We start from the raw sequence: 26,559 nt of genomic DNA on the forward strand, positions 1-26,559 counted from the left end.
CGCGGATCAGTTCTGCGCGGGCGGCTCGGTGGTCGGCGGGGTGGCCTGCGTCGCCGGCTGACCCTTCTGCAACGGTGGTGCGGTGGCGCCCGCGGACGGCAGGGCATCGCCGCGCATGCTGGCGCGGATCTGCTCCAGGCGCGAATGACCGGCCATCTGGATGCCCGCCTGCTCGACCTCCTGCATGCGGCCCTGGACCGAGTTCTTGGCCAGCTCGGCCGAACCGAGGGCGTTGGCGTAGCGGCGCTCGATCTTCTCGCGGACCTGGTCGAGGCTCGGGGTGTTGCCGGGCACCGACAACTCGCTCATCTGGTTGAGCGATGCGCTGACCTGCTCCTGCATCTTGGCCTGCTCGAGCTGGCTGAGCAGCTTGGAACGCTCGGCGAGTTTCTGCTGGAGGATCATCGCGTTGCGCTCGACGGCCTTCTTGGCCTGGTCGGCGGCCTGAAGCGACTGGTCGTGCAGGGACTTGAGGTCCTCGACGCTCTGCTCGGCGGTCACCAGCTGCGCCGCGAACGCCTCGGCGGCGTTCGTGTACTCGGTGGCCTTCTGGGTGTCGCCGGCGGCAGCGGCCTGATCGGCCAGCGTCAGTGCCTGGCGGGTGTTGGCCTGCAGACGCTCGATGTCCTCGAGCTGCCGGTTGAGCTTCATCTCGAGCTGTCGCTGGTTGCCGATGACCGAGGCGGCCTGCTGCGACAACGCCTGGTGCTGACGCTGGGCATCTTCGATCGCCTGCTGGATCTGGACCTTCGGGTCGGCGTGTTCGTCGATCTTCGCGTTGCCGAGTGCCGTCAGGTACCGCCACAACTTCACGAACGGGTTCGCCATGCTCTACGTCACTCCATTCAGGGGTTTGAGAGAACTGTGCAGACCAATTTAGTGGCTGCGGGTTCCCGATAGTGCCGCAGCACTCAAATGGTCATTCGGACGACGTGGATCAGGCGGCCGCGAGCGCCGTCGCGTCCCGGCGTCCGGCGGGTGCGGGGATGACCACCTTGGTCGCGGTGAGACCGGCCTCGGCGACCTCGGGGGTCATGGTCTCGGCCGGACGCATCGCGTTCCCGACGTCGAGGAGGAGGTCGGCGATCTCCACGTCGAGTGCATCGCAGATGGCCGCGAGCAGTTCGCTCGAGGCCTCTTTCTGGCCGCGCTCGACCTCGGAGAGGTAGCCCAGGCTCACGCGTGCACCGGTGGACACCTCACGCAGGGTCCGGCCTTGCTGCGTGCGGACCCGACGCAGGCTGTCGCCGAGCGCCTCACGTAAGAGCATCGCCATCGAGTCTCCTCTCCCTGTCCACTCCTCGGCCAACGCCTCACGCAGCCGGATCGTTCCCCGGCCGCGGTTCCACCGACAGTAGTCGAACTCAGCGCCCTGCGCCGGTTCCTCCCACGGCCCGTCGCGTCTGCGGTGCCGGCTCCGGATCGGGGGTGCCGGTGCGGGAACCGCCGCCGGACCTGACCTTGATCGCCTGCCAGGTGTAGTCGAGGCCGGTGTAGATGGTGACGACCACCGCGAGACCCATCACGATGCCGGCGGCGATGTCCCATCCGCCGCCGAGGGGCGCCAGGTACAGGCCGATGGCGACCGCCTGCAGCAGCGTCTTGAGTTTTCCGCCGCGACTGGCGGGGATGACCTTGTGCCGCAGCACCCAGAAGCGCAGCGCGGTGACCCACAGTTCGCGCGCGATGATGACCGCGGTGACCCACCAGGGCAGGATGCCGAGGATCGAGAGTCCGACGAGCGCACCACCGATCAGGGCCTTGTCCGCGATCGGGTCGGCCATCTTGCCGAAGTCGGTGATCAGTCCGCGCGCGCGGGCGATGCGGCCGTCGTACCGATCGGTCAGGGCCGCGACGGCGAAGACGACCGTCGCCACCGTGCGCCACAGCGTGGATTCTCCGGACTCGAGGAACAGCACCGTCAGGAACACCGGAACCAGGAGGATCCGGAAGACGGTCAGGGCGTTCGCGATGTTGACGACCGGGACCGGGTCGACGGGATCGGTGATGTGGTCCGGCCCGCGGCCCACATTTGCGATACCTTTTTCGTCGACGGCCCGCCGAATGCGATCGGTCATGAGCACACCCCCGAGCGCGGACAGGTTCCGCGATACACGGGAATTCTCGTACTCACACCCCACAGGGTATCGGTCCACGCCCCGCGGAAGGTCACCCGGGCCGCTACGCGCCCCGACATCACCGTGGGGCGCACGCCCTCACAGGACTAAGGTGAGTTCCCATGTCCCCCGTCTCCCCGGAGCCCGCCCAACCCGAGTCCGCGGCGGATCCCGTTGCGCCCGAACCGACTACTCGGGACATCGCCGTCCGGCGCGCGCGTACGTCGGACGTACCGCGCATCAAGGAACTGATCGACAAGTACGCGGGCAGGATCCTCCTGGAGAAGAACCTCGTCACCCTCTACGAGTCGGTCCAGGAGTTCTGGGTCGCCGAACTCGACGGGCTGGTCGTGGGATGTGGTGCGCTCCACGTACTGTGGGCCGATCTCGGCGAGGTTCGCACGGTCGCGGTCGATCCCGTGTTCTCCGGACGTGGCATCGGGCACAAGATCGTCGGCCGGCTGATGGAGATCGCCCGCGAACTCGAACTGGCCCGCGTCTTCGTGCTGACCTTCGAGACGAGCTTCTTCGCCAAGCACGGCTTCCGCGAGATCGAGGGCACCCCGGTCACGCGCGAGGTGTTCGAGGAGATGTGCCGTTCGTACGACACCGGTGTCGCGGAGTTCCTCGACCTGAGTTACGTCAAACCCAACACCCTGGGGAACACCAGGATGCTGGCCACCATCACCCGGGAGTGAACCGATGCCCTATTTCGCCGTCCAGTACACCTACCGTCCGGCCAAGGCCGCGCTCCGCGACCAGCACCGGCCGCTTCATCGGCAGTGGCTCGGCGAGGAGAACAAGGCGGGCAACGTGCTCATCGCGGGACCGTACCCGGACGGGTCGGGCGCGCTGATCATCATCAGCGCGGCCGACCTCGAGGCCGCCGAGGCGTTCTTCGCCAACGACCCGTTCCAGGCGCACGAGGCCGTCGACGCCGTCCGGATCGACGAGTGGACCCAGGTCTTCGGACCGTTCTGACCCCTGCCGCTAACTCTTCGACACAGCTGACCTGCTCCTGACCAGGCTTGCGACGGTGGTGATCACCAGGACACCGACGATCACCGACAACGACACCGGCGTCGAGATCTCCGGGACGCTCACATGCTCACCGCCGTTGACGAACGGCAGGGTGTTCTCGTGCAGCGCGTGCAGGACGAGCTTCGCACCGATGAACGCGAGGATGATCGACAGGCCGATCGACAGGTACACCAGCCGGTCGAGCAGCCCGCCGAGCAGGAAGTACAGCTGACGCAGGCCCATCAGCGCGAAGGCGTTGGCGGTGAACACCAGGTACGGCTCCTGGGTCAGGCCGTAGATCGCCGGGATCGAGTCGAGGGCGAAGAGCACGTCGGTGAACCCGATGACGATGAGGACCATCAGCATCGGCGTCGCGAGACGCTTGCCGTTGACGCGGGTGAACAGCTTGTCGCGGTCGTAGGAGTCGTGCGTGCGCAGGAATCGCTTGACGAACCGCTCGAGACGACTCTCCCGCTGTTCCTCGTGCTCCACGGGGTCGTCGCTCTCGCGGACGAGTTTGACGGCGGTGAAGATCAGGAACGCGCCGAACAGGTAGAACACCCAGCTGTAGGCGTTGATCGCGGCGGCGCCGACGGCGATGAAGATGCCGCGCATGCCCAGCGCCATGACGATGCCGAGCAGCAGCACCTTCTGCTGATACTCACGGGGCACCGCGAATTTCGCCATGATGATGACGAACACGAACAGGTTGTCCACCGAGAGCGCCTTCTCGGTCACGTAGCCGGCGAAGTACTCGCCGCCGAACGTCGATCCCCACTTCCACCAGACGAACAGCCCGAACACGATGGCGAGCGCGATGTACACCGCCGACCAGATGCCCGATTCCTTGAGCGACGGGGCGTGCGGCACGCGCACGTGGGAGAAGAAGTCGAACACGAACAATCCGAGGATCACCACGCAGGTGATCAGCCACACGGATACAGAGACATCCACGGTATTCCTCCAGCAGGCAGCATCAGCTGACGAGCCAGAGGTCTCTCCCGCCGAGATGGCGGCCGACGCTCCGGGCCAGGGTTGCGACGATGATCGGCATCATCGCGGGCCCTGACCGTATTGACGGAGACGCCGCGTCGGGGATACTCCCCTCATGGATCTGCCGTCACTTTAGTACAGGCGGTAGTAGTTCCGCAGAAACCTCAGGTCAGAGAGTTCTTCAGTCGCCCGATCCGTCTGTTTCGTCTCCACCGCCGGTGATCGAGGCGATCACGCCCGCGAGATCGTCGGGCTTGACGAGCACCTCACGCGCCTTGGAACCCTCGCTGGGTCCGACGACGCCGCGGGTCTCCATGAGGTCCATCAGGCGCCCCGCCTTCGCGAAGCCGACCCGCAGCTTGCGCTGCAGCATCGACGTCGACCCGAACTGGCTGGAGACGACGAGTTCGATCGCCTGCAGCAGGTCGTCGAGGTCGTTGCCGATGTCGCTGTCGATGTCCTTCTTCTCGCCGGCCTTCGCCGCGGTGACACCCTCGGTGTACTCCGGCTCGGCCTGCTCCTTGGTGAAGTCGACGACGGCCGCGATCTCCTCGTCGGAGATGTAGGCGCCCTGCATGCGGATCGGCTTGTTGGCACCCATCGGCAGGAACAGGCCGTCACCCATGCCGATGAGCTTCTCGGCGCCCGGCTGATCGAGGATGACGCGCGAGTCGGTCAGCGACGACGTGGCGAACGCCAGGCGCGACGGCACGTTGGTCTTGATCAGACCGGTGACGACGTCGACCGACGGACGCTGCGTCGCGAGGACCAGGTGGATGCCGGCGGCGCGCGCCTTCTGCGTGATGCGGACGATCGCCTCTTCCACGTCGCGCGGCGCGGTCATCATCAGGTCCGCGAGCTCGTCGACGATGGCGAGGATGTACGGGTACGGCTTGTACACCCGCTCGCTGCCGAGCGGAGTGGTGATCTCGCCGGAGCGCACCTTCGCGTTGAAGTCGTCGATGTGACGCACCCGCGACGCCTTCATGTCCTGGTAGCGCTGCTCCATCTCCTCCACCAGCCATGCGAGGGCGGCGGCCGCCTTCTTGGGCTGGGTGATGATGGGGGTGATCAGGTGCGGGATGCCCTCGTAAGGCGTGAGTTCCACCATCTTCGGGTCGATGAGGATCATCCGGACCTGCTCCGGGGTGGCGCGGCTCAGCAGCGACACCAGCATGGAGTTGACGAAGCTCGACTTACCGGAGCCGGTCGAACCGGCGACGAGCAGGTGCGGCATCTTCGCCAGGTTCGCGCTGACGAAGTCGCCCTCGATGTCCTTGCCCAGACCGATCACGAGCGGATGCTTGTCCTTGCGGGTCGACGACGCGCTGAGGACGTCGGCCAGGCGGACCATCTCACGATCGGCGTTGGGTACCTCGATACCGACCGCGGACTTGCCCGGGATCGGCGCGAGCAGGCGGACGTTGTCGGTGGCCGCGGCGTAGGCGATGTTGCGCTGGAGCGCGGTGATCTTCTCGACCTTCACGCCCGGTCCCAGCTCGACCTCGTACCGGGTGACCGTCGGTCCGCGCGTGTAGCCGGTGACCGCGGCATCGATCTTGAACTGTTCGAGGACACCGGTCATCCGGTCGATCATCTCGTCGTTGGCGCTGGTGCCGGCCTTCGGCGGGTCGCCTTCGAGCAGCAGATGCGGGGGCGGCAGCAGGTAGTCGCCCTCGGCAGCCGGGACCGCCGGTGAGAAGGCCTCCTCGTCGTCGAGGTCGGGTTCGGGCTCGGGTGCCGGTTTCGGCGCCGGTTTGGGTGCCGGACGCGCGGCGGGCGCCGTGCGGCGAGCAGCCGGACGGGCCGGGGGGTCGATCACCTCGGTCATCTGCTCGTCGGGGGCGTTGTCCCCGAACGGCTCGGTGAACGCATCGGCGAAGCTCTCGGTGACCGCGTCTTCGATCGGTTCCTCGGCGACCTTGGCCGGCTTGCGCCGCGACCGGCTCGAGGGCCGCGACGGGGTCTCGTCGGGCGGGTAGTTGTCGTACGGGTTCGACGAGTACGAGCGACGGGTCGCCCGGGAGCCGTAGGTGTCCGCGTCATCGTCGTCGGCATCGTCCGCCGCGGGATCCCCGAAATCGGGATCCTCGTAGTTCTCCGCGTCCTCGTCCCAGTCGAGGTCGCCCTCCCACGGCGCGCCGTCGGCACCGGACACCCCCAGGCCGAGGTATCCGGCGGCGGCGTCGACGACTTCGCGCACGGTCCGGCCACTGAGGATCAGCACACCGAAGGCCATGCACAGCAACAGGATCGGGACGGACACCCAGGCGGTGACCCCCGCGGTGAGCGGCGTGCCGATGGCGAAACCGACGAAGCCCGCCGCCGCCGAACGGCCCGGCAGATCCAGCGGCGCACCGGCGATCAGATGCATGATGCCGAGCAGGGGAAGCACGACGAGGGAGCCACCGCCGAGGTAGCGCCCACGGCGTTCGGGTGCGGCCGGACGCCGCATCAGCATGATCGCGACCACGACGAGCGCGACCGGCATCACGACGGCCGCGGACCCGACGATCGCGCGGATCAACGCCTCGAAGAATGCACCGACCGGCCCGGCGGCGCCGAACCACACACTGGCCGCGAACAGGAGCCCCAACCCGAGCAGGCCGAGCGCGACGCCGTCCCGGCGATGACTGTGTCCCTGACCGCGCGGACCCACCACGTCCGCGTCGACATCGTCGTACTCGGCGTCGTCACCGTCGACGGCATCCAGATCGAAATCGTCGTCGTCGAACGGACGCGACTCGGTCCGCGGTCCGCGGCCGACTCCGGAACCCACGCGGGCCGCGCTGCCGACACCACGAGCGAACAGTGACCAGCCGGCTCCGATCCCCTTCCCCACCGCGGAGGCGCCGGCGGCGGCGACCGAACGGCGGTGCAGATCGACCGATTCGGCGGAGGCCGACGTGTTCCGGCGGCGCGGCGTCGCGGTGGCGGACTGCCGTGCGCGGGACTTGCCGCTGCCGGTGGATCGGTTCGACGCGCGCGACGATCCGGCTTTGCCCGCGCCGGAGCGGGTGGAACCGGAGCGTGTCCCGGCCGACTTGCTCGCGCCCGAACGTGCCGCCGAACCCGTCGACCGTCCGGCACTTTTCGCACCCGACCGTGTGCCGGATGCCCGCGACCCAGACGCGGACGTGCGCGTACCCGTGCTTGCCTTCGAAGCCATACCGACAGACTAGTCGGCAGAGTTCACTTCAGTCACATGGGCAACACTGATAACGGCGCCGTGTCGAAGTTGTTACCCGGTCGCATCGGGACACGCCCTAGAGGCCGTGAGAACTCTCACGAACCGCGGCGATCGCGTCCGCATCGCCGTCGAAGCTCACGGCGACGGGTGCCCGTCCGAACGCGAACAGGACGAGTTCACCGATCGACCCGGTGACCACGACGTCCTTCCCGGAGCCGACGGTCAGCAGGTCCTCACCGGCGGTCGTACGGAGGGTGACGCGTGCGGGGATCTTCTTGAGCGTCATCCTGCCCATCGAGGTGGCCGGACCGCGCAGCTCGGCCTCGAGCTCGGGTGACAGCATCCGCGGCGTCCAGCGGCCCTTCGGGTCCGCTCCCCCGCGCAGCACGTCCTCGTGGTGGACGAACATCTCGGCGAGATTGGCGAACCGGTCGACGAGCTTGAACGGTGAGTAGACCGGCGGACCCGAGGCGAGTTCGTCGAGCAACTCGTCGAAGTCCCGTCGGGCGGCCTTGCTCCGCACCTTCTCGGTGTATCCGGCGAACGCCGGGATCAGGATGCCCGGCCCGGTGTCGGGGCGTCGTTCGCGAACGACGAGATGAGCCAACAGATCGCGGGTGGTCCAGCCCTCACAGAGGGTGGGCGCGTCCGGGCCCACCTTCTTCAGGGTCTCGACGAGAGCCGCTCGTTCCTCCTGTGCACCTGTCACCCCGTCCACAGTAGCGAGCGTTTCCGATACGGTCGTACCGTTCAGTCGGCTCCCACCGCGAGAACCGTCGGCACGATCATCGGGCGGCGGCGGTAGGCCTCGGAGACCCACCGGCCCACGGCGCGCCGAATCCCCTGCGCGATGCGATGCGCGTCGCTCACCCCCTCGGCGGCCAGGGAGTCGAGAACCTGGTTGACCAGGTCGGCGGCCGCCTTCAGCGCATCCGGGTCGTCGGAGAAGCCACGGCCGGAGACCTCCGGCGAGCTGACCGCGCGCCCCGTCGTCGCATCGATCGCGACGGTGATCGCGATGAAACCGCCCTCGCCGAGCACGAGACGCTCCGACAGGGTCGACTCGCCGACGTCACCGACCGACAGTCCGTCGACGTAGACGTGTCCGACCGGCACGCGACCGACGATCTCGGCCCGGCCGTCGACGAGGTCGACCACGACGCCGTCCTCGGCCAGCACGACCTGATCCTCGGACACACCGGTCGCGACCGCGAGCGCGGCGTTCGCACGCAGGTGGCGCCATTCACCGTGCACCGGCATCACATTCGACGGCCGCACCGCGTTGTACAGGTAGAGCAGCTCACCCGCCGAGGCGTGGCCGGACACGTGGACCTTGGCGCTCTGCTGGGTGATGACGGTGGCACCGCGCTTGGCCAGGCCGTTGACGACGGCGAAGACCGAGTTCTCGTTGCCCGGGATCAGCGACGAGGCCAGCACGACCAGGTCATCGGCGCGGATGTTGATCTGGCGGTGCTCGCCCCGCGCCATCCGCGACAACGCCGACAGCGGCTCACCCTGCGAACCGGTCGAGATCAGCACGATGCGATGGTCGGGAAGCGTTGCGGCGGTGTCGAGGTCGACGACCACCCCGTCCGGCACCGACAGGTAGCCGAGGTCCTGCGCGATCTGCATGTTGCGCACCATCGACCGGCCGACGAAGCAGACGCGCCGGTTGTGGGTGTGCGCGACGTCGATGATCTGCTGGATGCGGTGCACGTGGCTGGCGAAGGACGCGACGATGACGCGTTGCCTGGCCTTGCCGATGACCTGGTCGAGCACACCACCGATCTCACGTTCGGGGGTGACGAAGCCGGGGACCTCGGCATTGGTCGAGTCGACGAGGAACAGGTCGACGCCCTCGTCACCGAGACGGCTGAACCCGGCGAGGTCGGTGAGACGACCGTCGAGGGGCAGCTGGTCGAGCTTGATGTCGCCGGTGTGCAGGGCGAGACCTGCCGGCGTGCGGATCGCGAGCGCGATGGCGTCCGGGATCGAGTGGTTGACCGCGAAGTACTCGCAGTCGAACGGACCGTGGGTGGTCCGCTCCCCCTCGGTGACCTGAACGAGCTTGGGCCGCAGGCGATGTTCCCGACACTTGGCCTCGACGAGGGCGAGGGTGAACTTCGACCCGACGACGGGGATGTCGCTGCGCAGCCGCAGCAGGAACGGGATCGCGCCGATGTGGTCCTCGTGCCCGTGGGTGAGGATCACCGCGTCGACGTCGTCCATGCGGTCCTCGATGTAGCGGAAGTCCGGCAGGATCAGGTCGACGCCGGGCTGCTGGTCCTCGGGGAACAGCACGCCGCAGTCGACGATCAGGAGGCGGCCGTCGTACTCGAAGACGGTCATGTTGCGGCCGATCTCGCCGATGCCGCCGAGTGCGACGATCCGGAGTCCGCCCTTGGGCAGGCGCCGCGGGGTGCCGAGACGATCGACCGGTGCCGGGGTCGCCGGCTCGTTCCGACGACCACGCGCGTCGCCGCCGCGTTCGTGGCGACCGCGCCGGGCACCGGACGACGAACCGGACCGCTGCCGGGAGGCATGCTTCGGTGCAGACTCGGACTTTGGGGCGGACTCGGACTTCGGGGCGCGAGCCGGTGCCGGGTCGGGCGCGGTCGTGGCCGGGACGGAGTCCACCGGGACGGCTTCCACGGGGGTCGGCTCCGCGGACACCGGCGGAGTGGCGGGCGGTCCGGCCTTGCGGGAGGCGGCGCGGCGACGGGTGCGCGCCGGCCGCGCTTCGGGCCCGCCGTTGTCGCTGCCGGTGTTGTCGGTCATCAGGCGAGAACACCTGCCGCACGAAGATCCACGATCAGCTCCTCGATCTGGGGCCCGGTGGCGGGCACCTGGGGCAGACGCGGATCGCCCACCTCGAGTCCGAGAATGCGCAGCGCCGCCTTCACCATCGTGACACCTCCGAGGCGTCCCATCGCGTTGACGAGCGGAAGCATCGACGTGTTGAGCGTCCTCGCCGTCGCGAGATCACCCTTCTCGACCGCGATCTGCATCTCGCGCAAGCGATCCGGCACCAGGTGCCCGATGACGCTGACAAATCCGGTGGCGCCGATCGACAGCCACGGGAGGTTCAGTGCGTCCTCACCCGAGAGGTATTCGAGCTTGGTGGTGGCGATGAGGCCGGCGGCCGAGTGCAGGTCGCCCTTGGCGTCCTTGACGCCGCGGATGTTCGGGTGTTCGGCGAGCGCGAGCATCGTCTCGTTGGCGATGGGCACGATCGAGCGCGGCGGGATGTCGTAGAGCAGCACGGGAAGTGCGGTGGCGTCGGCGACCGTCCGGAAGTGCGCGAGGATGCCGGACTGCGGCGGCTTGGAGTAGTACGGGGTCACCACGAGCAGGCCGTGGGCACCGACCTTCTCCGACTCGATCGCGAACCGCACACTCTCGGCGGTGTCGTAGCTACCCGCCCCCTGGGTGATCCGGGCGCGGTCGCCGACGGCGTCCAGCACGACGCGCAACAGATCGAGCTTCTCGGGCACGGTGGTGGTCGGCGATTCGCCGGTGGTGCCGGACACGACGAGTCCGTCGCACCCCTTCGACACGAGGTGGTCGGCCAGGACGGCGGCCTTGTCCAGATCGAGACTTCCGTCGGGACGGAAGGGGGTCACCATCGCCACCACGTTCGTCCCGAAGGGATGCTCGTGCAGCGGTTCCTGGACTGCGTTCATGGTGCTCAAGGCTACCGCCTCCGTATCCGTGACGGGCCTCACCCTTCCAGCACGAACGGTGAGGTCGCGACCTCGGTGCCGTCGGCGAGCGTGCCGATCTCGAAATCGCCGAAGACGGTGGGAGCCACCTGCATCAATTGCCGCAGGCACTCGACCGCGAGCTGGCGGATCTCGACGTCGGCGTGCTCGGTGGCGCGCATGCCGACGAAGTGCCGCCACGCACGGTAGTTGCCGGTCACGACGATCTTGGTCTCGGTGGCGTTGGGCAGCACCGACCGTGCCGCCTGACGTGCCTGCTTGCGACGCAGGATCGCGTTGGGCACGTCGGCGAACTTCGCCTCCAGCGCGGCGAGGAGTTCGGTGTACGCCTCACGACTCGCATCGGTGGCGGCCGTGAAGAGTTCCTCGAGGTGTTCGTCGCCGACGATCGCGGGCGGCGCGACGACGTTGGAGTCGTGTTCGGGCACGAACCGCTGCGACAGCTGCGAATAGGAGAAGTGCCGGTGCCGGATCAGCTCATGGGTGCAGGAGCGCGAGATCCCGCTGATGTAGAAGGTGACCGACGCGTGTTCGAGCAGCGACAGGTGCCCCACCTCGAGGATGTGCCGGAGGTATCCGGCATTGGTGGCGGTGCGCGGGTTCGGCTTGTCCCAGCTCTGGTAGCAGGCGCGGCCGGCGAACTCGACGAGCGCCTCACCGCCCTCGGCGTCCGTGCTCCACGGCACGTCCTCCGGTGGGGTGAACTGGGTCATGGCGACCATCTGCACCTTCAGCGGCACCAATTCGGACACGCAGTCCCCTCCATTCGACGTTTGTGTGCCCCGATTGTCCCCCACCGCCCCGAAGGGCTCGGATTCGGCCTGACGTCGCGGGCCACGGTGGGTAAGGTCCCTGTGTGTCCACCCGACATGAGTCCACCCGACGGACTTTCCTGCGGACCGGTGCAGTCGTCACCGGGGCCGCACTCACCCTGCCCGCCGTCTCCGACCCCGGCCCCGCTGAGGCTGCTCCGCCGCGGGCCTTCGCCCACGGCGTGGCGTCCGGCGACCCGCTGCCCGACGCGGTCATCCTGTGGACCCGGATCACCCAGTCCGCCGCCTCGACGCCGGGTTCCGGTGTGGGACAACCATGTTCGGTGCGATGGGAGATCGCGCGCGACGCGGGCTTCGGTGCGGTCGTCGGATCGGGTGTCGTGCAGACCTCGGCCGAGCGGGACTTCACCGTCAAGGTCGACGCCACCGGGCTGAGTCCGCGGACGACGTACCACTACCGGTTCACCGTGACGTCCGGACCGGTCGCCGGGGCGACGTCGCCGATCGGTACGGCCCGCACCGCACCCGCCACCGGCGCCGACGTGGCACGAATCCGCTTCGGCGTCGTGTCCTGCGCCAACTGGGAGGCCGGGTATTTCGCCGCCTACCGGCACCTGAACAACCAGCCGGACCTCGACGCCGTGGTGCACCTGGGCGATTACTACTACGAGTACCAAACCGGCCGGTACACCGGTAAGACCGGCGCGGTCCGGATCCACGACCCGCGTCACGAGATCCGAACGCTGCGTGACTACCGGACCCGTCACGGTCAGTACAAGACCGATCCCGACCTCGCCGCGCTGCACCGGTCGACGCCGTTCATCTGCATCTGGGACGACCACGAGTCGTCGAACGACAGCTGGCGCGAGGGTGCCGAGAATCACCAGCCCGGCGAAGGGTCGTGGCAGGTTCGACGCGCCGCCGCCCTGCGCGCCTACTCCGAGTGGATGCCGATCCGCCCCGGCGTCGACCCGCAAGGCCGACATCTGTTCCGCCGCTTGCGGTTCGGGAAACTTCTCGAGCTGTCGATGCTGGATCTGCGCTCCTACCGCGACCTCCAGGTGAGCGCGGTGTCGTCACGGATCGACGCGCCGTCCCGCACGATGCTGGGTCGGGCTCAGATGTCCTGGCTGACCAACGGCCTCACATCGTCGGAGACGCGGTGGAAGATCGTCGGCAACCCGGTCATGATCTCCCCGGTACTGATCCCGCCACTCGATCCGCAGACCACCGGGGCGGTCACCGAACTGCTCGGGATACCGGAGGAGGGCATCCCCTACAACGCGGATCAATGGGACGGCTACGCCGCCGACCGTCGGCGCCTCCTCGACTCGATCAGGAACAACGGCGTCGACAACGTCGTGTTCATCACCGGGGACATCCACTCGTCGTGGGCATGCGACATCCCGGTGGACGTCGCGAACTATCCCGGTGCCGGGACCGTCGCGACGGAACTGGTCGGGACGTCGGTGACGTCGACCAACATCGACGAGATGTTCAACGTGCCGGAGAACACCGCCGGTCCGACGATCGCGGCCGCGTTCAGTGCGGCCAATCACCACATCCGCTACTGCGAGCTGGACTCGCACGGATACTCGGTGCTGACCGTCACGCCGTCCGCCACCCAGATGGACTGGTATTTCCTGAACGACAAGACCGATCCGCGGTCGGGCCAGTTCTACGCGAAGTCCTTTCGGGTGCGCAGCGGGACGCAGCGGGTCCAACCCGTCGGGCGCCCCGCCGTGTGACCTACGTGCTCTGATCCAGGATCGCCGACAGTTTGGCGTGGGTGTCGGGCCAGCCGTGGACGGCGATCGAGGTGATGCCGAGTGCCTTGACGGGGTAGTCGTTGCCGCCCTCGTCGAGACGGTCGCCGAAGAACAGGATGTCGGAGGTGGTCAGGCCGAGGATGTCCATCAGCTTCAGCGCGCCGTACGCCTTGTCGATGCCCTTCTTGGTGACGTCGACCGACGTCGAACCACCGCTGCGCACCTCGAGGTCGGGCAGCCGCTCGGCGGCATATGCCCGCAGCGACTCCTTCTTCGCGCCGTCGGGATCCCAGGCGGCCTTGGCGTCGACCGGGGCCTTCTGCCCGAGCGCGCTGAAGGTGATCTGGCTGCCGCGGTCCTCGAGGATGTCGCCCCAGGTCTCGCTCTCCCACAGTCCCAGTTCCTTGGCGCCGGTCTCGAGGACGTCGAGCGTGCGCTTCTTCTCGTCGTCGCTGAGGTACTCCGCGTAGACGGTCTCCCACTCGCCGCCGTCCCAGCGGACGTACTGGGTGCCGCAGGTGGGCATCAGGTGGAGGTTGCCCACCGAGTCGAAGGTGCCGAGGCGCGCGAGAACCTGCTTCTCGAACTGGGTGAAGTTGCCGCCGGAGATGATGCAACCGAGGCTGACCTCGAGCATCCGGTGCAGCAGGTCCACCATCTGGTCGTCGAGCGGGCTCTTCGACGCTGCGAGGGTGTCGTCGAGGTCGAACATCACCAAGCGGTAGTCGTTGCCTTCATACGACACGGTCATCGTCGCATCTCTCCTTCAGGTCGTCCCCGTCATGTTTCTTCGATCTCCCGGTGCTCAGCATCCCATCACCGCTCGCAGATCGCGCGCGAGGTCACCCTTCACGCCGACCGTCACGTCGTCCAGGTCGAGCCAGCCCGCGAATCTCCGCAGGTCGGCGGCCAATCGCTCGGCGACGACGCGGCGATCGTGGCCGGGCTCACCGAAGGCGGCGAGTACCAACAGGGTTCGGGATCTCCGGTCGGTCTTGAGGTCGACGCGTGCGGCGAGGTCGGTGCCCAACAGGTAGGGCAACACGTAGTAGCCGTGCACCCGTTTGTGTTCGGGGACGTAGATCTCGATGCGGTAGTGGAAGTCGAAGAGTCGCTGCGCACGTGGGCGGAAGAACACGAGGGGGTCGAACGGCGACAGGATCGCCGAGGTGTCGATGCGTCGCGGCATGGACGCGCCGTCGGCGAGGTAGGCGGGATCACGCCACCCGTCGACCGAGACCTCGTGCAGCACACCCGCTTCGACGAGGTCGGCGACGGCCGGCCGGGCATCCGCCGGTTTGATGCGGTAGTAGTCGGCGAGGTCGGTGACGGTCGCGACCCCGAGCGAGCGTGCGGCTCGGGCGACGAGCTCGCGTTGCGCCTGCGCACGATCAGGTCGCACCGCTGCGACGTCGGCGCCGACGACACGGTCGGTGAGATCGTAGTGGCGTACGAAGTTGCCGTTCCGCACGGCCGACAGGTCGCCGGCGGCGAACATCGCCTCGCACAGGTGCTTGACCTCGCCGCGCTGCCACCAGCTCCCGGCCGTTCCGGGTTCACGTTCGATGCCGAGTTCCGCCTCGATGGTGCGCGGCGTCGCGGCACCGATCCCTTCGATCACACCCCGTACGTCGTCGGCGAGACTCCGGTTGCGACGCATGACCTCCCGGGTGTGCCGATAGCGGCCATCGGCGAATTCGTCCATCCGCCAACGGAACAGCGGCCAGTCCTCGACCGGGATGAGCGCGGCCTCGTGCGCCCAGTACTCGACCAGACGGCGTCGGCCCCGCACCGGCTGCCAGGCAGCGCGATGCAGGAGGTCGGGATCGTAGGGACCCAGCCGGCTGTAGAGCGGCATGAAGTGCGCCCGCGCAACGATGTTGACGGAGTCCATCTGGAGCAGACCGGTCCGTCCGACAACCCTCTTGAGGTGCGCCATCGTCGGCGCGCCCGACGGTGAGCGATCGGTGAATCCCTGTGCGGCCAGCGCGGTTCGACGCGCCTGGGCCGCGGACAACCGTTCCGTCGCCATCAGCCCCGTGCCTCAGACTCTGCCGTCGCGTGTGTAGTCGATGAAGCGGTAGCGAAGGCCGGTCGAGGACGTCTGCCACTCCCCCTTGTCGGCGACCGTCCACTCCGGTCCGATCTCCGGCGCGAATGCATCGGCACCCGGAACATCGACGTCGATCTCGGTGACGCACAGATCCGTCGCGAATGACAGTGCGGCCCGGTAGATCTCACCACCGCCGATGACCCCGACGGTGTCTCCGTCGGCCAGCATCAACGCCTCGTCGACGGATCGGGCCACCACCGCACCGTCGGCGGACCAGTTCGGGTTCCGCGTCACCACGATGTTGGTGCGACCGGGCAGGGGCCGGAACTTCGGCGGCAGTGAATCCCAGGTCTTGCGACCCATGATGACCGGGTTGCCCAGGGTCTTCTCCTTGAAGCGCGCCATGTCCTCGGGGACGCGCCACGGGATGGTGTTGTCCCGCCCGATCGCGGCCCCGGCACCCGCGACCTCGTGCCCCTGCGCCCAGACGAGCCGGACACGGGGCCTCACACCGCCACCGGCGCCTTGATCCCCGGATGCGACTGGTAGCCGACGATCTCGATGTCCTCGTACTCGTAGTCGAAGATCGAATCACGCTTGCGCAGTTCGAGTTTCGGGTACGGATAGGGCTCGCGCGAGAGCTGCAGGTTCACCTGGTCGACGTGATTGTCGTAGATGTGGCAGTCGCCACCCGTCCACACGAACTCGCCGACCTCGAGGCCAGCCTGCTGCGCCATCATGTGGGTCAGCAGCGCGTACGACGCGATGTTGAACGGCACCCCGAGGAACAGGTCGGCGGACCGCTGATAGAGCTGGCAGGAGAGCTTGCCGTCGGCGACGTAGAACTGGAAGAACGCGTGGCACGGCGGCAGCGCCATCTGCGGGATCTCGCCCACGTTCCATGCGGACACGATGTTGCGTCGCGAATCGGGATTGGTCTTGAGCGTCTCGAGGGCCGCGGAGATCTGGTCGATCTGCTCGCCCGACGGCGTCGGCCAGCTGCGCCACTGGACGCCGTAGATCGGTCCGAGGTCACCGTTCTCGTCGGCCCACTCGTCCCAGATGGTGACGCCGCGTTCCTGGAGCCAGCGTACGTTGGAGTCGCCGCGCAGGAACCAGAGCAGTTCGTAGATGATCGACTTGAGGTGGACCTTCTTGGTGGTGATCAGCGGGAACCCCTCGGCCAGGTCGTAGCGCAGCTGATGACCGAAGAGGCTCTTTGTGCCTGTGCCGGTGCGATCCGCCTTCGGGGTACCCGTCTCGAGCACGAGGCGCAGGAGGTCCTCGTACGGAGTGGGGATCGTCCCGGTCGATGAGATGTCGCGGATGGCCGTGCTCACGGGTGTCAGTGTAGGCAAAGGTGCCGACACGTCGCCGGGCGCACGACACGCGCCCTCCACCTACTGTGGCTGCTGTGACGGATGTGACCTCGCGGGTATTCTCCTCCCGTGGCCACTCGCAGCACGACCCGCGCCAATCGCTATGCGAAGCGACGCCGCAAGCGTGTCGCCGCCCGCGACAACGACCTCACCGACACCCAGTGGCTCGCACTCCAGGAGGCCTGGGGCGGGTGCGCGTACTGCGGCGCGGCCGGGGTGGCTCTCCAGCGCGACTGCATGCTCGCGATCTCCCGCGGCGGGCGCTACACCGTCGCCAACGTCGTGCCGTGTTGCGGCTCGTGCAACGCGAGCAAGTGCAATTCCGAGGTCACCACCTGGATGCGCCGCAAGAAGCTCGACGAGAAGGCGTTCCTGGTGCGTCAGTACGAGGTGAGCCGGCTCCTCGCCGACGTCGAATAGCCGAAGAATCGTCACCGGCCGGACCGCGAAGTGTTCCGCGGAACACTCTGATGGCGCACACTGGGACCATCGCGGCAAAGGAGAGACGACGATGAGCTTCGAGACCTCGGTGGGTACACGCGGCGGCCGATCGCCGAAGGGACCGTTCGTCCGCGTCGTGAACAAGATCGTCGCCCCGATGATCCGCCGGAAGGGGCAGTTCGGCGGCATGAACGCCCTCGTGCTGACAACCGTCGGCCGGAAGAGCGGACAGGAACGGGCCAACCCGCTCGCCTGGTTCCCCGGACCCGACGGCAGTTGGCTGATCGTGGCGTCGGCCAACGGCGCCGCCAACAACCCCGGCTGGTATCACAACCTCAAGGCGCATCCCGACAAGGCGCGGATCGAGGTGGACGGCAAGACCGTCCAGGTCCGCGCCGAGCAACTCCACGGCGACGAACGCGCACAGGCCTGGAAGCAGATCAGCGAGAACGAACGCTTCGCCGGCTACCAGGAGAAGACCGACCGGCAGCTGCCGGTCATCAAACTCACCGCCCGATAGGCTTCTCGACCATCGATCGCCCCGTCCCCGGGGTCAAGAGGTCCTCCACGACCTCGACGACGTGGGGTGTACGAGTCGCGATTCCCATGAGCCGCCCGGCGGTCGCCGCGGAGACGACGACGGTGTCGGCACCCGAGCGTCGTAGCAGCGACACGTTCTGCGCGTCCCGGACCACGCCCGCGATCTTAGCTCCAGTACTGAGTTGTCGAGCGGTGAGTGTGATCAAGACGGCCGTCGCATCGCTGTGAACAGCGATCAGGACGGCGCGCGCCGCGTCGACCTCGGCCAGCCTGAGGACCTCCCTCCGCGTGGCGTCTCCACGAACGGCCACCACGCCGACCGACTCGGCGGCGTCCAGCGCATTCGGGTCGCTGTCGACCACGACGATGCTCGCCGTGTCCACGCCGGCGTCGATGAGTGCGCGGGCCGCACTGCGACCCTTGGTGCCGAAACCGACGATCACGTGGTGGTCGTGCAGATGGCGCCTCCACCGCTGGATCCGCCATGCACGACGTGACCGTTCGGTCAGCACCTCGAGCGTCGTCCCGATCAGCACCACCAGGAACAGGACTCGCAGTGGGGTGATCACGAACACGTTGACCGCTCGGGCTCCCGGCGTCATCGGGGCGATGTCGCCGTACCCGGTCGTCGACAGCGACACGGTGACGTAGTACAGACAGTCCAGGAGGGTGAGTGGAGCCTCCAGCGAGTGGCTGTAGGCATCCCGGTCGACGTAGACCACCACCGTCGCGACCGAGATGACACCGAGTGCGATGGCCACCCTAATCGCGATCGCACGGACCGGGTGCCGGGTGTGTTCCGGAACGTTGATCACGCCGAGTCCGGCCTGCTGCATGTCAGCGCTCCCGCTGGTAGAGGTCCGGGACCCCGTCGTGGTCATCGTCCCGCGTCTCTTCGCGAGTGACACTGCGGTAGTGGCGATTCCGCAGCCGAAGGAGGATCGCGGCCAGGGATGCGGAGATCAGCGAGCCGGCCAGTACCCCGATCTTCACCAGCTCGTCGCGCTCGGTGCCCGATTCATAGGCGAGGTCGCCGATGAGGAGCGACACCGTGAATCCGATGCCGGCCAGCATCGCGACGCCGACCACGTCGATCCACCGCACATCGGCATCGAGCGATGCACGGGTGAAGGTTGCCAACAGTGCGCTGGTGCCGACGATCCCCACCACCTTTCCTACGACGAGTCCGCAGACGATGCCCAGCGCGATGGGATCACCGAGGGCGTCGCGGAGACCGTCGAGCCCGCCGATGGCGACACCTGCCGCGAAGAATGCGAACACCGGGACCGCGAAACCTGCTGAGATGGGCCTGATCCGGTGCTCTAGGTGTTCGGCGGGCCCCGCCTCCCCCGGGTTGGCCGAATCCCGACGCAGCACCGGAACGGTGAATCCGAGCAGGACCCCCGCGACGGTTGCGTGAACTCCCGACTCGTGGACGAACGCCCACGTCAGCACCGCGAGTGGCAGCAGAACCCACCAGGCACGAACTCCGCGCTGCACGCAGAACGCGAACCCCGCGAGTGGCACGAGCGCCAGCGCGAGGACCGAACCGTTGATGGTGTCGCTGTAGAACACCGCGATGACGGTGATCGCGAGCAGGTCGTCGACCACCGCCAGCGTCAGCAGGAAAGTGCGCAGGGCTGCGGGTAGATGTGTGGAGATCACCGCCAGTACCGCGACCGCGAACGCGATGTCGGTGGCCGTCGGGATCGCCCACCCCTGTATCGCTCCGTCACCGGCTCGTGCGGTGAATGCGACGAAAATGACGGCCGGAACCGCCATGCCACCGACGGCGGCTACCACCGGCAGCGCGGCCCGCGCGGGGTCCCGCAGGTCGCCGGCGACGAATTCCCGCTTCAGCTCCAGGCCGACGATGAAAAAGAAGATCGCCAGGAGTCCGTCGGCTGCCCAGGTCGCGAGCGAGAGGTCGAGGTGCAGACCGAGGGCGTCGGTACCGATCTGACGATCGGCGAGATCGAAGTACGCCGATGACCACGGGGAGTTCGCCCACACCAATGCGGCGACGGTGGCAACGAGGAGCAGCATCCCGCCGACGGTCTCCTTACGAAGGATGTCGGTGACACGGGACGTCTCCGGCCAGGAGCCACGGGCGAAAAGGCGAGGTTTCGGTTCAGGGTGCTGGAGTGAGTGCATCGGCGTCCTCGGTGGTTCGGCAACGTACGCGTCTCCACCGACCGCGGATCACGACCGACGACAAACACGCAGCCGACCAGACTTCCCGGCACTCCGGGACCAAGCCTAGCAGTGGGCCGGTCCGATCCGGGGCAAACGTGCCAGGATCAGGCCGCCGCCGGCGTGACCGACGTCTGCCGTTCCCGCCATTCCCACACCGCGTAGATCACCTCGGTCGCATACTCGAGGTCGAGCTTGCCGCCACCGACCGGCACCGTCGCGTCAGCCGCGACCCGCCCGTCCGGTCGCCACAGTCCCGGAGCGCGTATCCCTGGGCTCACCTCGATCACCGAACCACCCGGCGTGTGAAACGAAAAACGTTGCGCCCCATGACCGGTGATGCTGAACTCACCCCGATGCAACGCACGGTGACAGCTCCCACACAACAGAATCAGATTGTCCAGCTCGGTCTCCCCACCGGCCGACCAGAACACCACATGATGGGCGTGCAGATGCCGTGTGCGTTCGCATCCGGGCATCTGACAGCACCGATCGCGCAGGAACAACGCCCTGACCAGGGCCTTGTTCGGGGTTCGCTTCTTACGCCCCAATCCCAGCAACGCCAACTTTCCCGGCCTCCCAGGAACCTTGGCGGACAACACTTCCCGAACCGTGGACCCGCAGGATGCTTCCTCCACCTCTGGCTCGGACAGCGCGGGACCGTCGTCCAGATGTGCATGCTCCCCCCCATCAGCGGCATGGATCAAGATCTCCGCACCCGGCGCGAGATCGGGCATCGCGATCCCGTCATGCACCATGTCCGCCATCGCCACCACCGCCGGCGCCAGATTCGACGGCACCTGCCGCCACAGGTCCCGACGGTTCGCCGGCTTTCCCTCCGAATCTCGTTCACCGGATTCTGTCTCCAGCTCACCCGAAGTGTTCCGCGGAACACTCTCCCGCACGGGCAGATCCGCATCCTCGGCGGTGCGAGTCCGCTCATATTCCGCGCGTACCGTCCCCGCGAGGAAACGTGCGCCGTCCAACGGCGAAAAGGTCAGCGACACCGACAACGAACCGTCGAGATTCCACTTCCACCGACCCCACGACTCCGCCGGCGGCACCAGTTCACCACAATCACTATGGCCGCGATCGATGTGGCTCATCGCACGCACTGCCCTCTCCAATTGCGACGCGGTGCATGATGACGCCAGGTTCACCAACTCCTTCTCTCTCATCGGGGTCGCCACCCGCGTCAATGCCCGCACCTTCGAATACGTCAGCCGCCCTTCACCGAAGGCTCGTCGGATCAATGGCAACTCGCGCAATGACTTGGCCACCCGTACCTGCTCATGCGCCGTCCGCTGCGCAATCCCCGCCTTCCAGGAAAGCCATTGTGCCAGTGAATGAATCCCCGGCCCTCTCCACGACTCCCGCTCATCCAACTCCGCCACCAGAGACAGGAACTCAGCAGTGAGAGCCGTGATCTGCGCGGCATAACCGAGTACCCGAACCTCGAGCACCTCATCCGGCAACGACTTCGGATCCGCTCCATCGAACATCGACGACACACCCTCGGCACGTAACGCGGTAACAGACATCCCGACCCCCCAGCCAGTTCGAACAGATATACGAACAAGCTACCGACGACCACCGACAGATCCGCAGGTCACGGAGTGTTCCGCGGAACACTTAGGCTGCCCACTCCTCAAGCTCACCCCTCACTCTGCCTGCAGCGTCGCCCCCAGCAGCCATTAGGCAATGCCACCTGCAAGGCGGTGCCTGCCTGATAAGGCCATAACCGACGGTGCCCACCGTGTACGCGCTATACATCAACGGCCTCGCAACACGCGCGATCGTCAACGTCATCGAAACTGAAAATGAGCGACGGCCATCAGCGTTAGTTGTACTGACCCGCCAGGTTGGGTACGCGGTCGGCGGGTGAGTCGCCTCTGAGTGCGGTGTGGCCGCGTTCGGGATTGTAGATGCGCAGGAACTCGTCGAAGGCGGCCACGCGTTCGGTCTCGCTGTTGTAGGGGCGGGCGTAGGCCCATTCCTCTTGCAGTGTGCGGTTGAATCGTTCCACCTTGCCGTTGGTTTGCGGCCGGTACGGTCGTGTCCATTTGTGTGTGATCCCGTTGTCGGCCAATCGTTTCCGGAACATTCTGGACCGGTAACAGGACCCGTTGTCGGTCATCACCCGTGTGGTCGTGACGCCGATCGAGGCAAAGTGGGCCAAGGCACGGGTCATGAACGCGGTCGCGGTTTCCTTCTTCTCATCAGCGAGGATCTCCGAATAGGCGTATCGGGAGTGATCATCGACGGCGTGGTGCAGGTAGGCGTATCCCAGGTTGGGGCGGCCATGCACGGTGCGGGGCCGGGACGGATCGCGATGGGCACTGGAATTGCGGCCGCCTCGGGCGCGGCCGTGCACGCGGTGCCCACCACCGTCGGGGATCCTGCCCAGCTTCTTGATGTCGACGTGGATCAAGTCCCCGGCAGCTTCGCGTTCATACCGGCGAACCTCACGTCGTCGTGCACGCACCGGTGCTCCGGTGGCCGGGTCGGTCCACGACAACCGCACACACTGGTACCGGGTGAGGATGCGGTGGACTGTGGACACGTTCAACCCCAGGTGGAACCCGATCCGAGCTGGTCCCCAACGGCGCGACACGCGTAACCCCACCACCCGGCGTTCCCGGCGACGGGTGGTGCGATGCGGGCATGAGCGGGGCCGGCTTGAGCGGTCAACCATCCCTGCGGGCCCGTGGTCGCGGTAGCGGTCGGCCCACCGTTCGGCGCGTGGTCACCGAGACATTGAAACGGTCCGCGGCACGCCGCAGCGGCCACCCATCCTCGACAACACACCGAGCCAGACGCAGCCGGCCAGTCGGGGACAACGGTGAATTACGGTGAGACATGAAGACCTCCGGGTTGAGGAGCGGTTCTTAGACAGCTCCACACCTCACTCGGAGGTCTTCCCTATGTCACGCCGACTCGCCGAACCCCGTACCTAACGTCCCGGGTCAGTACAGTAGTACAGCCCAGTTACGTTGGTGTGTGCCGGAAGCTGTCGGCTCCAACTGGCGGTAACGAGAGGGAAGGTATGCAGCGTGATTCGGTTGGGGTGCTCCTGCAACGCCATCGACTGAACTTCGTCGATGGGCTGTCTGAACTCGACGAACTCAGGTACTGACGGGGCTCAAGAAACTTCCCCAGGTGTGCTCACTGAAATTCCCCACCCGTGGGCGGCTCCTACTGTAGCGTCCGTCGGGTTGGTGCGGTGGCGGTGCGCTGGTTTTGGGTGCGGGCGTGGTGGTCGCGTAGCCGGTAGGAATCGCCGTCGAGTTTGAGCACGACGGAGCGGTGTAGCAGTCGGTCGAGCATGGCGGCGGCGACGGTGGTGTCGCCGAGGACTTCACCCCATTCGGCGACTGACCGGTTGGTGGTGATCACGATGCTTGTCTTCAAATATCGTTGTGCCACAACTTGAAACAGCGCTGACGCGGCTTCGGCCGGTAGCGGCAGGTATCCGAGTTCGTCGATCACCAGCAGGGTGGGACCGGCGAAGAATCGCATGCAGGTGGCCCAGCGGCCCTCGATGGCGGCTTTGTGGCAGCGGGCGGCCAGATCCGCGGCGGTGGTCACATACGTGCGGTAGCCGGCGTGCACCGCGGCATGCGCCAGCCCGACGGCGAGGTGGGTTTTGCCGGTGCCGGGCGGTCCGATGAGCAGCACGTTGGTGGCCGATTCGAGGTAGGCGCAAGTGCCCAGTTCGCGGATCAATGCTCGGTCGACTCCGGGGGCGGCGTCGTAGTCAAACCCGTCCAGGGTGGCGGGGGTGGGCAGGCAGGCGAACCGCAGCCGCCCGGCCAGGCGGCGGGCCTCGGTGGCATCGACCTCGATGCCGAGGAGGTGCTCGAGGGTGTAGGTCATCGTCCACTCCTGCTCGGCGGCGGTCTGCAGCACCTGCGGTAGGGCTTGCGCGGCGGAGTCGAGTTTGAGTGCGGCGAGATGCCCACGTAGCTGCTGATACACCGAGACCGCCGATTGTGACTGCGGTGCATCACTGTTCGGATTGGAGGTGGTGGTGGTTTCGTCGGTCTTGTTGGTCATGGGAGTTGGGTCCTGTTCTGTGCGGCGCGTTCGTACACGCTCAGATCGATCACCGACGCCTCGGTCGGTGTGGCGGGGTGGGCGGTTGCGCGGCGCAGCGCTTCTGCAGCTTGTCGGGCGGTCTGGCCGGGTGGGATGCGTTCCTTGCGGCGATGCGGTCGGCGACTCGATGAGGCGCCGGCCTGGGCCAGGGTGTCCAAGGCGACGACATGGCCGTGGTCACGCACTTGGGCTCCCGAGCCGGCAGTGGCCAGGCGGTGGCGGGCGATCACGATGCCCGAGTCGGTGGCGATGTCGATATGCCCGTCACCGAGACGCTCACTGACGTGCACGTCGCTCATCGCCAACTCCGGGGGCACCGAGTACTGGTTGCCCTTCCATGCCGCCAGCGCCTGGCGAGACACTTTCCGCACCTCGGTGACCGTCGTCGGGTACGGAGCTGCTGGCGGGGCGCTCAGGGGTTCGCGTTTGGCGATGGTGGCCACGTTCGAGCGCCCATCTTTGGTTCGGCGCACCCGAACATCCGAGCGGGTCCGGCAGAACGTGTCGCAACTGGTCTGGGCTTGCTCGACGGTCAGCTCGTCAGGAAGTGTGCGCCACCAGCGTTGCGCGGCAATGTGATTGGACTTCTCCACCACACCCTTGCGGTTCCCGCGCCGGGGTGGGCACACGGCCACCGAGACGCCGTAATGCTTGGCGACGCCGGCGAACTCGGCGGTCAACGCGCCGGTTGCCGGGTGACACACCGTGGCCATCCGGTCGAACCGCCACGACTTGGTGACCCCACCCAAGCGGCGGGTGATGCGGTCGATACCGGCGATCACCTGCGGGCGGGTCATATCCGGTGCCAGATAGCCACGCCACCGCCCCGAATGCGACAGTGACCCGACCAGCAGGAATGCGGTCGAACCCCAACCCCACTGCGCTGGAGGATTCGGCAACTCCACCCAATCCCATTGTGTCTCTTCACCCGGCGGGTGTTCGATGATCGCATTCGCCCGTTCGGTGACCTGCGCGCAGTCCGCACACTTCGGTCGCAGACCGCGAGTCCGGATCTGGCGGGTCAGGGTCTGATACGACTGGGTGTAGCCGAGGTCCTCGAGTTCATCGCACAACGTGCGTGACCACAGATGCGGGTCCTCGTCGAGTCGGGCCCGGACATAGTCGAGGTAGGGGTCGAACGGATCAACCGCCGGCCTCTTGCGCTGGCCCGGGGTGCGCTCACCGTTGAGGTAGGCCCGGATCGTCTTTCTATCGTGGCCGGTGTGGCGGGCGATCGCCGAGATCGTCCACCCCCGGTTGTGCAGTGCATGTACTTCCACATCGTTCTCCCGTGTCAACATGAAAGCGGGCCTCCCGAGGTTGCTGGTGAGTGGTCAGAGACCATCAGCATCACGGGAGGCCCGCCTACTCTGGCGGAGCCACACGGGTGGGGAATTCAGATGAGCATCACTGGGGAATTTCGATGAGCGCCGTCAGTACTGCCTCTCGTAGGTCTGACGGCACCTGATAGCGATGAATCTGCTCGGCCGTACGGTGCCATTGCCCCGCCAGAACGTCCCGAAAAAGTGGGAGGGCGTTCCGGCGGTACTCGGGCACCTCTTGCCCTTCGCCATATCCATGTAGCTCGCGGCCAGCCCATTCGCGGAGCGCATCCGACCCGGTGCGCGCCCCGAGCATCAAACACTCACGCAGCAGATCAGCCAGCGAGTACGAACCATCTATACAGTGCTCACTCAACGCAACGAGCAGCCCCTCATCACTCATCGCTCTGCCCCGCCTGCGTGACGGGTGGAACTTGGTGTCATGCAGCGATTATCGCAGCCGGTACCGTGTTCGAACAGGTCGCCGTCGAGCGTGAGATCGCGGCGCGACTGATCGCCGACGCCCCCGCCGGTCCGGCACCGGCCGATCTGGTGAGCGCGGTCGGCCACCTAGAGGCCGAACTCACCAAGGTTGGTTGGGGTTACGCCCGGCCGTATGCCGAGGCGTATTGGCGACATGGCGGCCCCGCCGACGTCGAGCATGCTGCGCCGGGTGCTCACCGCATCCGGCCGTGAGGACGACAAGATCGTCCGCGAGAGCGGTGACCCGCGACCGGCCGACGTCCCGCGCCTGATCTCGAACTGCGGGGGCTCGATCTCCGGTCTCGCGCGTCACTTGTTCATCAACGGCACCGCGACTCGGGCCGACGTCGACAAAGCGCTGTGGCTCCCCGGCGACGAACCGGAGGCGCGTCAGTTTGCGTTGGCCGGCATTAGGAGTGGTGCGCGGCCCGGCTCGTTCACGGTCAAACTCGCACTGCCCTGAGCG

General features: G+C 67.0%; 26 protein-coding genes and 1 pseudogene. 7 read left to right on the forward strand and 20 right to left on the reverse strand.

Annotated features, from left to right (window positions below; all coding sequences use genetic code 11):
• Positions 1–6: 6 nt before the first annotated feature.
• The 3 genes from pspA to pgsA all read right to left on the reverse strand — a co-directional run bounded on the left by pspA (position 7) and on the right by pgsA (position 2,078).
• Positions 7–828: a phage shock protein PspA gene (pspA, locus tag GAA2_RS13615; protein ID WP_006436449.1), complete on the reverse strand. Its 822-nt coding sequence runs from the start codon at positions 826–828 to the stop codon at positions 7–9.
• A 109-nt stretch (positions 829–937) separates the two neighbouring features.
• Positions 938–1,276, reverse strand: coding sequence for a helix-turn-helix domain-containing protein (locus GAA2_RS13620; RefSeq protein ID WP_006436448.1), 339 nt, complete (start codon positions 1,274–1,276; stop codon positions 938–940).
• Positions 1,277–1,364: 88 nt separating this feature from the next.
• Complete coding sequence (gene pgsA / locus GAA2_RS13625; protein ID WP_040004755.1) at positions 1,365–2,078, reverse strand: CDP-diacylglycerol--glycerol-3-phosphate 3-phosphatidyltransferase; 714 nt, start codon at positions 2,076–2,078, stop codon at positions 1,365–1,367.
• 161 nt (positions 2,079–2,239) lie between these two features.
• Here pgsA and GAA2_RS13630 point away from each other — a divergent pair, with 161 nt between their 5' ends.
• On the forward strand, positions 2,240–2,815 hold the full coding sequence (locus tag GAA2_RS13630) for an amino-acid N-acetyltransferase (protein WP_006436445.1): 576 nt from the start codon (positions 2,240–2,242) through the stop codon (positions 2,813–2,815).
• A 4-nt stretch (positions 2,816–2,819) separates the two neighbouring features.
• Positions 2,820–3,098: a YciI family protein gene (locus GAA2_RS13635; protein WP_006436444.1), complete on the forward strand. Its 279-nt coding sequence runs from the start codon at positions 2,820–2,822 to the stop codon at positions 3,096–3,098.
• Positions 3,099–3,107: 9 nt separating this feature from the next.
• Here GAA2_RS13635 and GAA2_RS13640 read toward each other — a convergent pair whose 3' ends face one another.
• From GAA2_RS13640 to thyX, 6 genes are all read right to left on the reverse strand, one after another.
• The gene (locus GAA2_RS13640) at positions 3,108–4,091 is read right to left on the reverse strand and encodes a TerC family protein (protein WP_006436443.1); all 984 of its coding nucleotides are present in this window, start codon (positions 4,089–4,091) and stop codon (positions 3,108–3,110) included.
• Positions 4,092–4,311: 220 nt separating this feature from the next.
• Positions 4,312–7,299: a DNA translocase FtsK gene (locus tag GAA2_RS13645; RefSeq protein ID WP_040004746.1), complete on the reverse strand. Its 2,988-nt coding sequence runs from the start codon at positions 7,297–7,299 to the stop codon at positions 4,312–4,314.
• A 97-nt stretch (positions 7,300–7,396) separates the two neighbouring features.
• Entirely contained in the window at positions 7,397–8,029 is a 633-nt protein-coding gene (locus tag GAA2_RS13650; RefSeq protein ID WP_040004753.1) for a TIGR03085 family metal-binding protein, read from the reverse strand.
• A gap of 41 nt (positions 8,030–8,070) precedes the next feature.
• Complete coding sequence (locus tag GAA2_RS13655; RefSeq protein ID WP_006436439.1) at positions 8,071–10,098, reverse strand: ribonuclease J; 2,028 nt, start codon at positions 10,096–10,098, stop codon at positions 8,071–8,073.
• A complete protein-coding gene (gene dapA / locus GAA2_RS13660) occupies positions 10,098–11,003 on the reverse strand; it encodes a 4-hydroxy-tetrahydrodipicolinate synthase (RefSeq protein WP_040004745.1) in 906 nt (301 codons plus the stop codon). Before dapA ends, GAA2_RS13655 begins: the two co-directional genes overlap by 1 nt.
• A 38-nt stretch (positions 11,004–11,041) precedes the next feature.
• Complete coding sequence (thyX, locus tag GAA2_RS13665) at positions 11,042–11,794, reverse strand: FAD-dependent thymidylate synthase (RefSeq protein WP_006436437.1); 753 nt, start codon at positions 11,792–11,794, stop codon at positions 11,042–11,044.
• 104 nt (positions 11,795–11,898) lie between these two features.
• Between thyX and GAA2_RS13670 the strand changes: the two genes are divergently transcribed.
• Positions 11,899–13,563, forward strand: a complete 1,665-nt coding sequence (locus GAA2_RS13670) for an alkaline phosphatase D family protein (RefSeq protein ID WP_006436436.1) — start codon at positions 11,899–11,901, stop codon at positions 13,561–13,563.
• A gap of 1 nt (position 13,564) precedes the next feature.
• On the opposite strand, the gene GAA2_RS13675 is transcribed toward GAA2_RS13670, so the two are convergent.
• From GAA2_RS13675 to GAA2_RS13690, 4 genes are read right to left on the reverse strand one after another with little or no spacing between them, the layout of a single operon-like run.
• Positions 13,565–14,335 (reverse strand): HAD-IIB family hydrolase, encoded by a 771-nt coding sequence (locus tag GAA2_RS13675; protein ID WP_191834408.1) that lies wholly within the window; start codon positions 14,333–14,335, stop codon positions 13,565–13,567.
• Positions 14,336–14,389: 54 nt separating this feature from the next.
• Positions 14,390–15,616, reverse strand: coding sequence for a winged helix-turn-helix domain-containing protein (locus GAA2_RS13680; RefSeq protein ID WP_191834409.1), 1,227 nt, complete (start codon positions 15,614–15,616; stop codon positions 14,390–14,392).
• 12 nt (positions 15,617–15,628) lie between these two features.
• Positions 15,629–16,147, reverse strand: a complete 519-nt coding sequence (locus GAA2_RS13685) for a dihydrofolate reductase (protein ID WP_191834410.1) — start codon at positions 16,145–16,147, stop codon at positions 15,629–15,631.
• Positions 16,144–16,977, reverse strand: coding sequence for a thymidylate synthase (locus tag GAA2_RS13690; protein ID WP_040004744.1), 834 nt, complete (start codon positions 16,975–16,977; stop codon positions 16,144–16,146). Before GAA2_RS13690 ends, GAA2_RS13685 begins: the two co-directional genes overlap by 4 nt.
• A gap of 108 nt (positions 16,978–17,085) precedes the next feature.
• Here GAA2_RS13690 and GAA2_RS13695 point away from each other — a divergent pair, with 108 nt between their 5' ends.
• Together GAA2_RS13695 and GAA2_RS13700 are read left to right on the forward strand one after the other, a co-directional pair.
• Entirely contained in the window at positions 17,086–17,436 is a 351-nt protein-coding gene (locus GAA2_RS13695) for an HNH endonuclease (protein WP_006436431.1), read from the forward strand.
• A 91-nt stretch (positions 17,437–17,527) separates the two neighbouring features.
• Positions 17,528–17,977: a nitroreductase family deazaflavin-dependent oxidoreductase gene (locus tag GAA2_RS13700; protein WP_191834411.1), complete on the forward strand. Its 450-nt coding sequence runs from the start codon at positions 17,528–17,530 to the stop codon at positions 17,975–17,977.
• Here the strand turns inward: GAA2_RS13700 and GAA2_RS13705 are convergent.
• The 7 genes and pseudogenes from GAA2_RS13705 to GAA2_RS13735 form a co-directional block, all read right to left on the reverse strand.
• A complete protein-coding gene (locus tag GAA2_RS13705) occupies positions 17,964–18,833 on the reverse strand; it encodes a potassium channel family protein (RefSeq protein WP_191834412.1) in 870 nt (289 codons plus the stop codon). The genes GAA2_RS13700 and GAA2_RS13705 overlap by 14 nt on opposite strands.
• A gap of 1 nt (position 18,834) precedes the next feature.
• Entirely contained in the window at positions 18,835–20,151 is a 1,317-nt protein-coding gene (gene nhaA, locus GAA2_RS13710) for a Na+/H+ antiporter NhaA (protein ID WP_191834413.1), read from the reverse strand.
• Positions 20,152–20,297: 146 nt separating this feature from the next.
• The gene (locus tag GAA2_RS13715; protein WP_191835007.1) at positions 20,298–21,692 is read right to left on the reverse strand and encodes an HNH endonuclease signature motif containing protein; all 1,395 of its coding nucleotides are present in this window, start codon (positions 21,690–21,692) and stop codon (positions 20,298–20,300) included.
• A 338-nt stretch (positions 21,693–22,030) separates the two neighbouring features.
• Positions 22,031–23,051 (reverse strand): annotated as a pseudogene (locus GAA2_RS13720) (IS481 family transposase).
• A gap of 334 nt (positions 23,052–23,385) precedes the next feature.
• Positions 23,386–24,246, reverse strand: coding sequence for an IS21-like element helper ATPase IstB (gene istB / locus GAA2_RS13725; RefSeq protein ID WP_024498619.1), 861 nt, complete (start codon positions 24,244–24,246; stop codon positions 23,386–23,388).
• Positions 24,243–25,589, reverse strand: a complete 1,347-nt coding sequence (locus GAA2_RS13730) for a Mu transposase domain-containing protein (RefSeq protein WP_191834414.1) — start codon at positions 25,587–25,589, stop codon at positions 24,243–24,245. Before GAA2_RS13730 ends, istB begins: the two co-directional genes overlap by 4 nt.
• 106 nt (positions 25,590–25,695) lie before the next feature.
• Entirely contained in the window at positions 25,696–26,013 is a 318-nt protein-coding gene (locus GAA2_RS13735) for a hypothetical protein (protein ID WP_191834415.1), read from the reverse strand.
• A 65-nt stretch (positions 26,014–26,078) separates the two neighbouring features.
• On the opposite strand from GAA2_RS13735, the gene GAA2_RS13740 reads away from it, so the two are divergent.
• Together GAA2_RS13740 and GAA2_RS13745 are read left to right on the forward strand one after the other, a co-directional pair.
• Entirely contained in the window at positions 26,079–26,306 is a 228-nt protein-coding gene (locus GAA2_RS13740; RefSeq protein ID WP_191834416.1) for a hypothetical protein, read from the forward strand.
• Positions 26,284–26,556 (forward strand): hypothetical protein, encoded by a 273-nt coding sequence (locus GAA2_RS13745; protein ID WP_191834417.1) that lies wholly within the window; start codon positions 26,284–26,286, stop codon positions 26,554–26,556. Before GAA2_RS13740 ends, GAA2_RS13745 begins: the two co-directional genes overlap by 23 nt.
• Positions 26,557–26,559: the final 3 nt, after the last annotated feature.

Origin of the sequence: Gordonia ajococcus, from assembly GCF_012974285.1 — a bacterium.
Taxonomy (GTDB): Bacteria; Actinomycetota; Actinomycetes; order Mycobacteriales; family Mycobacteriaceae; genus Gordonia; species Gordonia amicalis.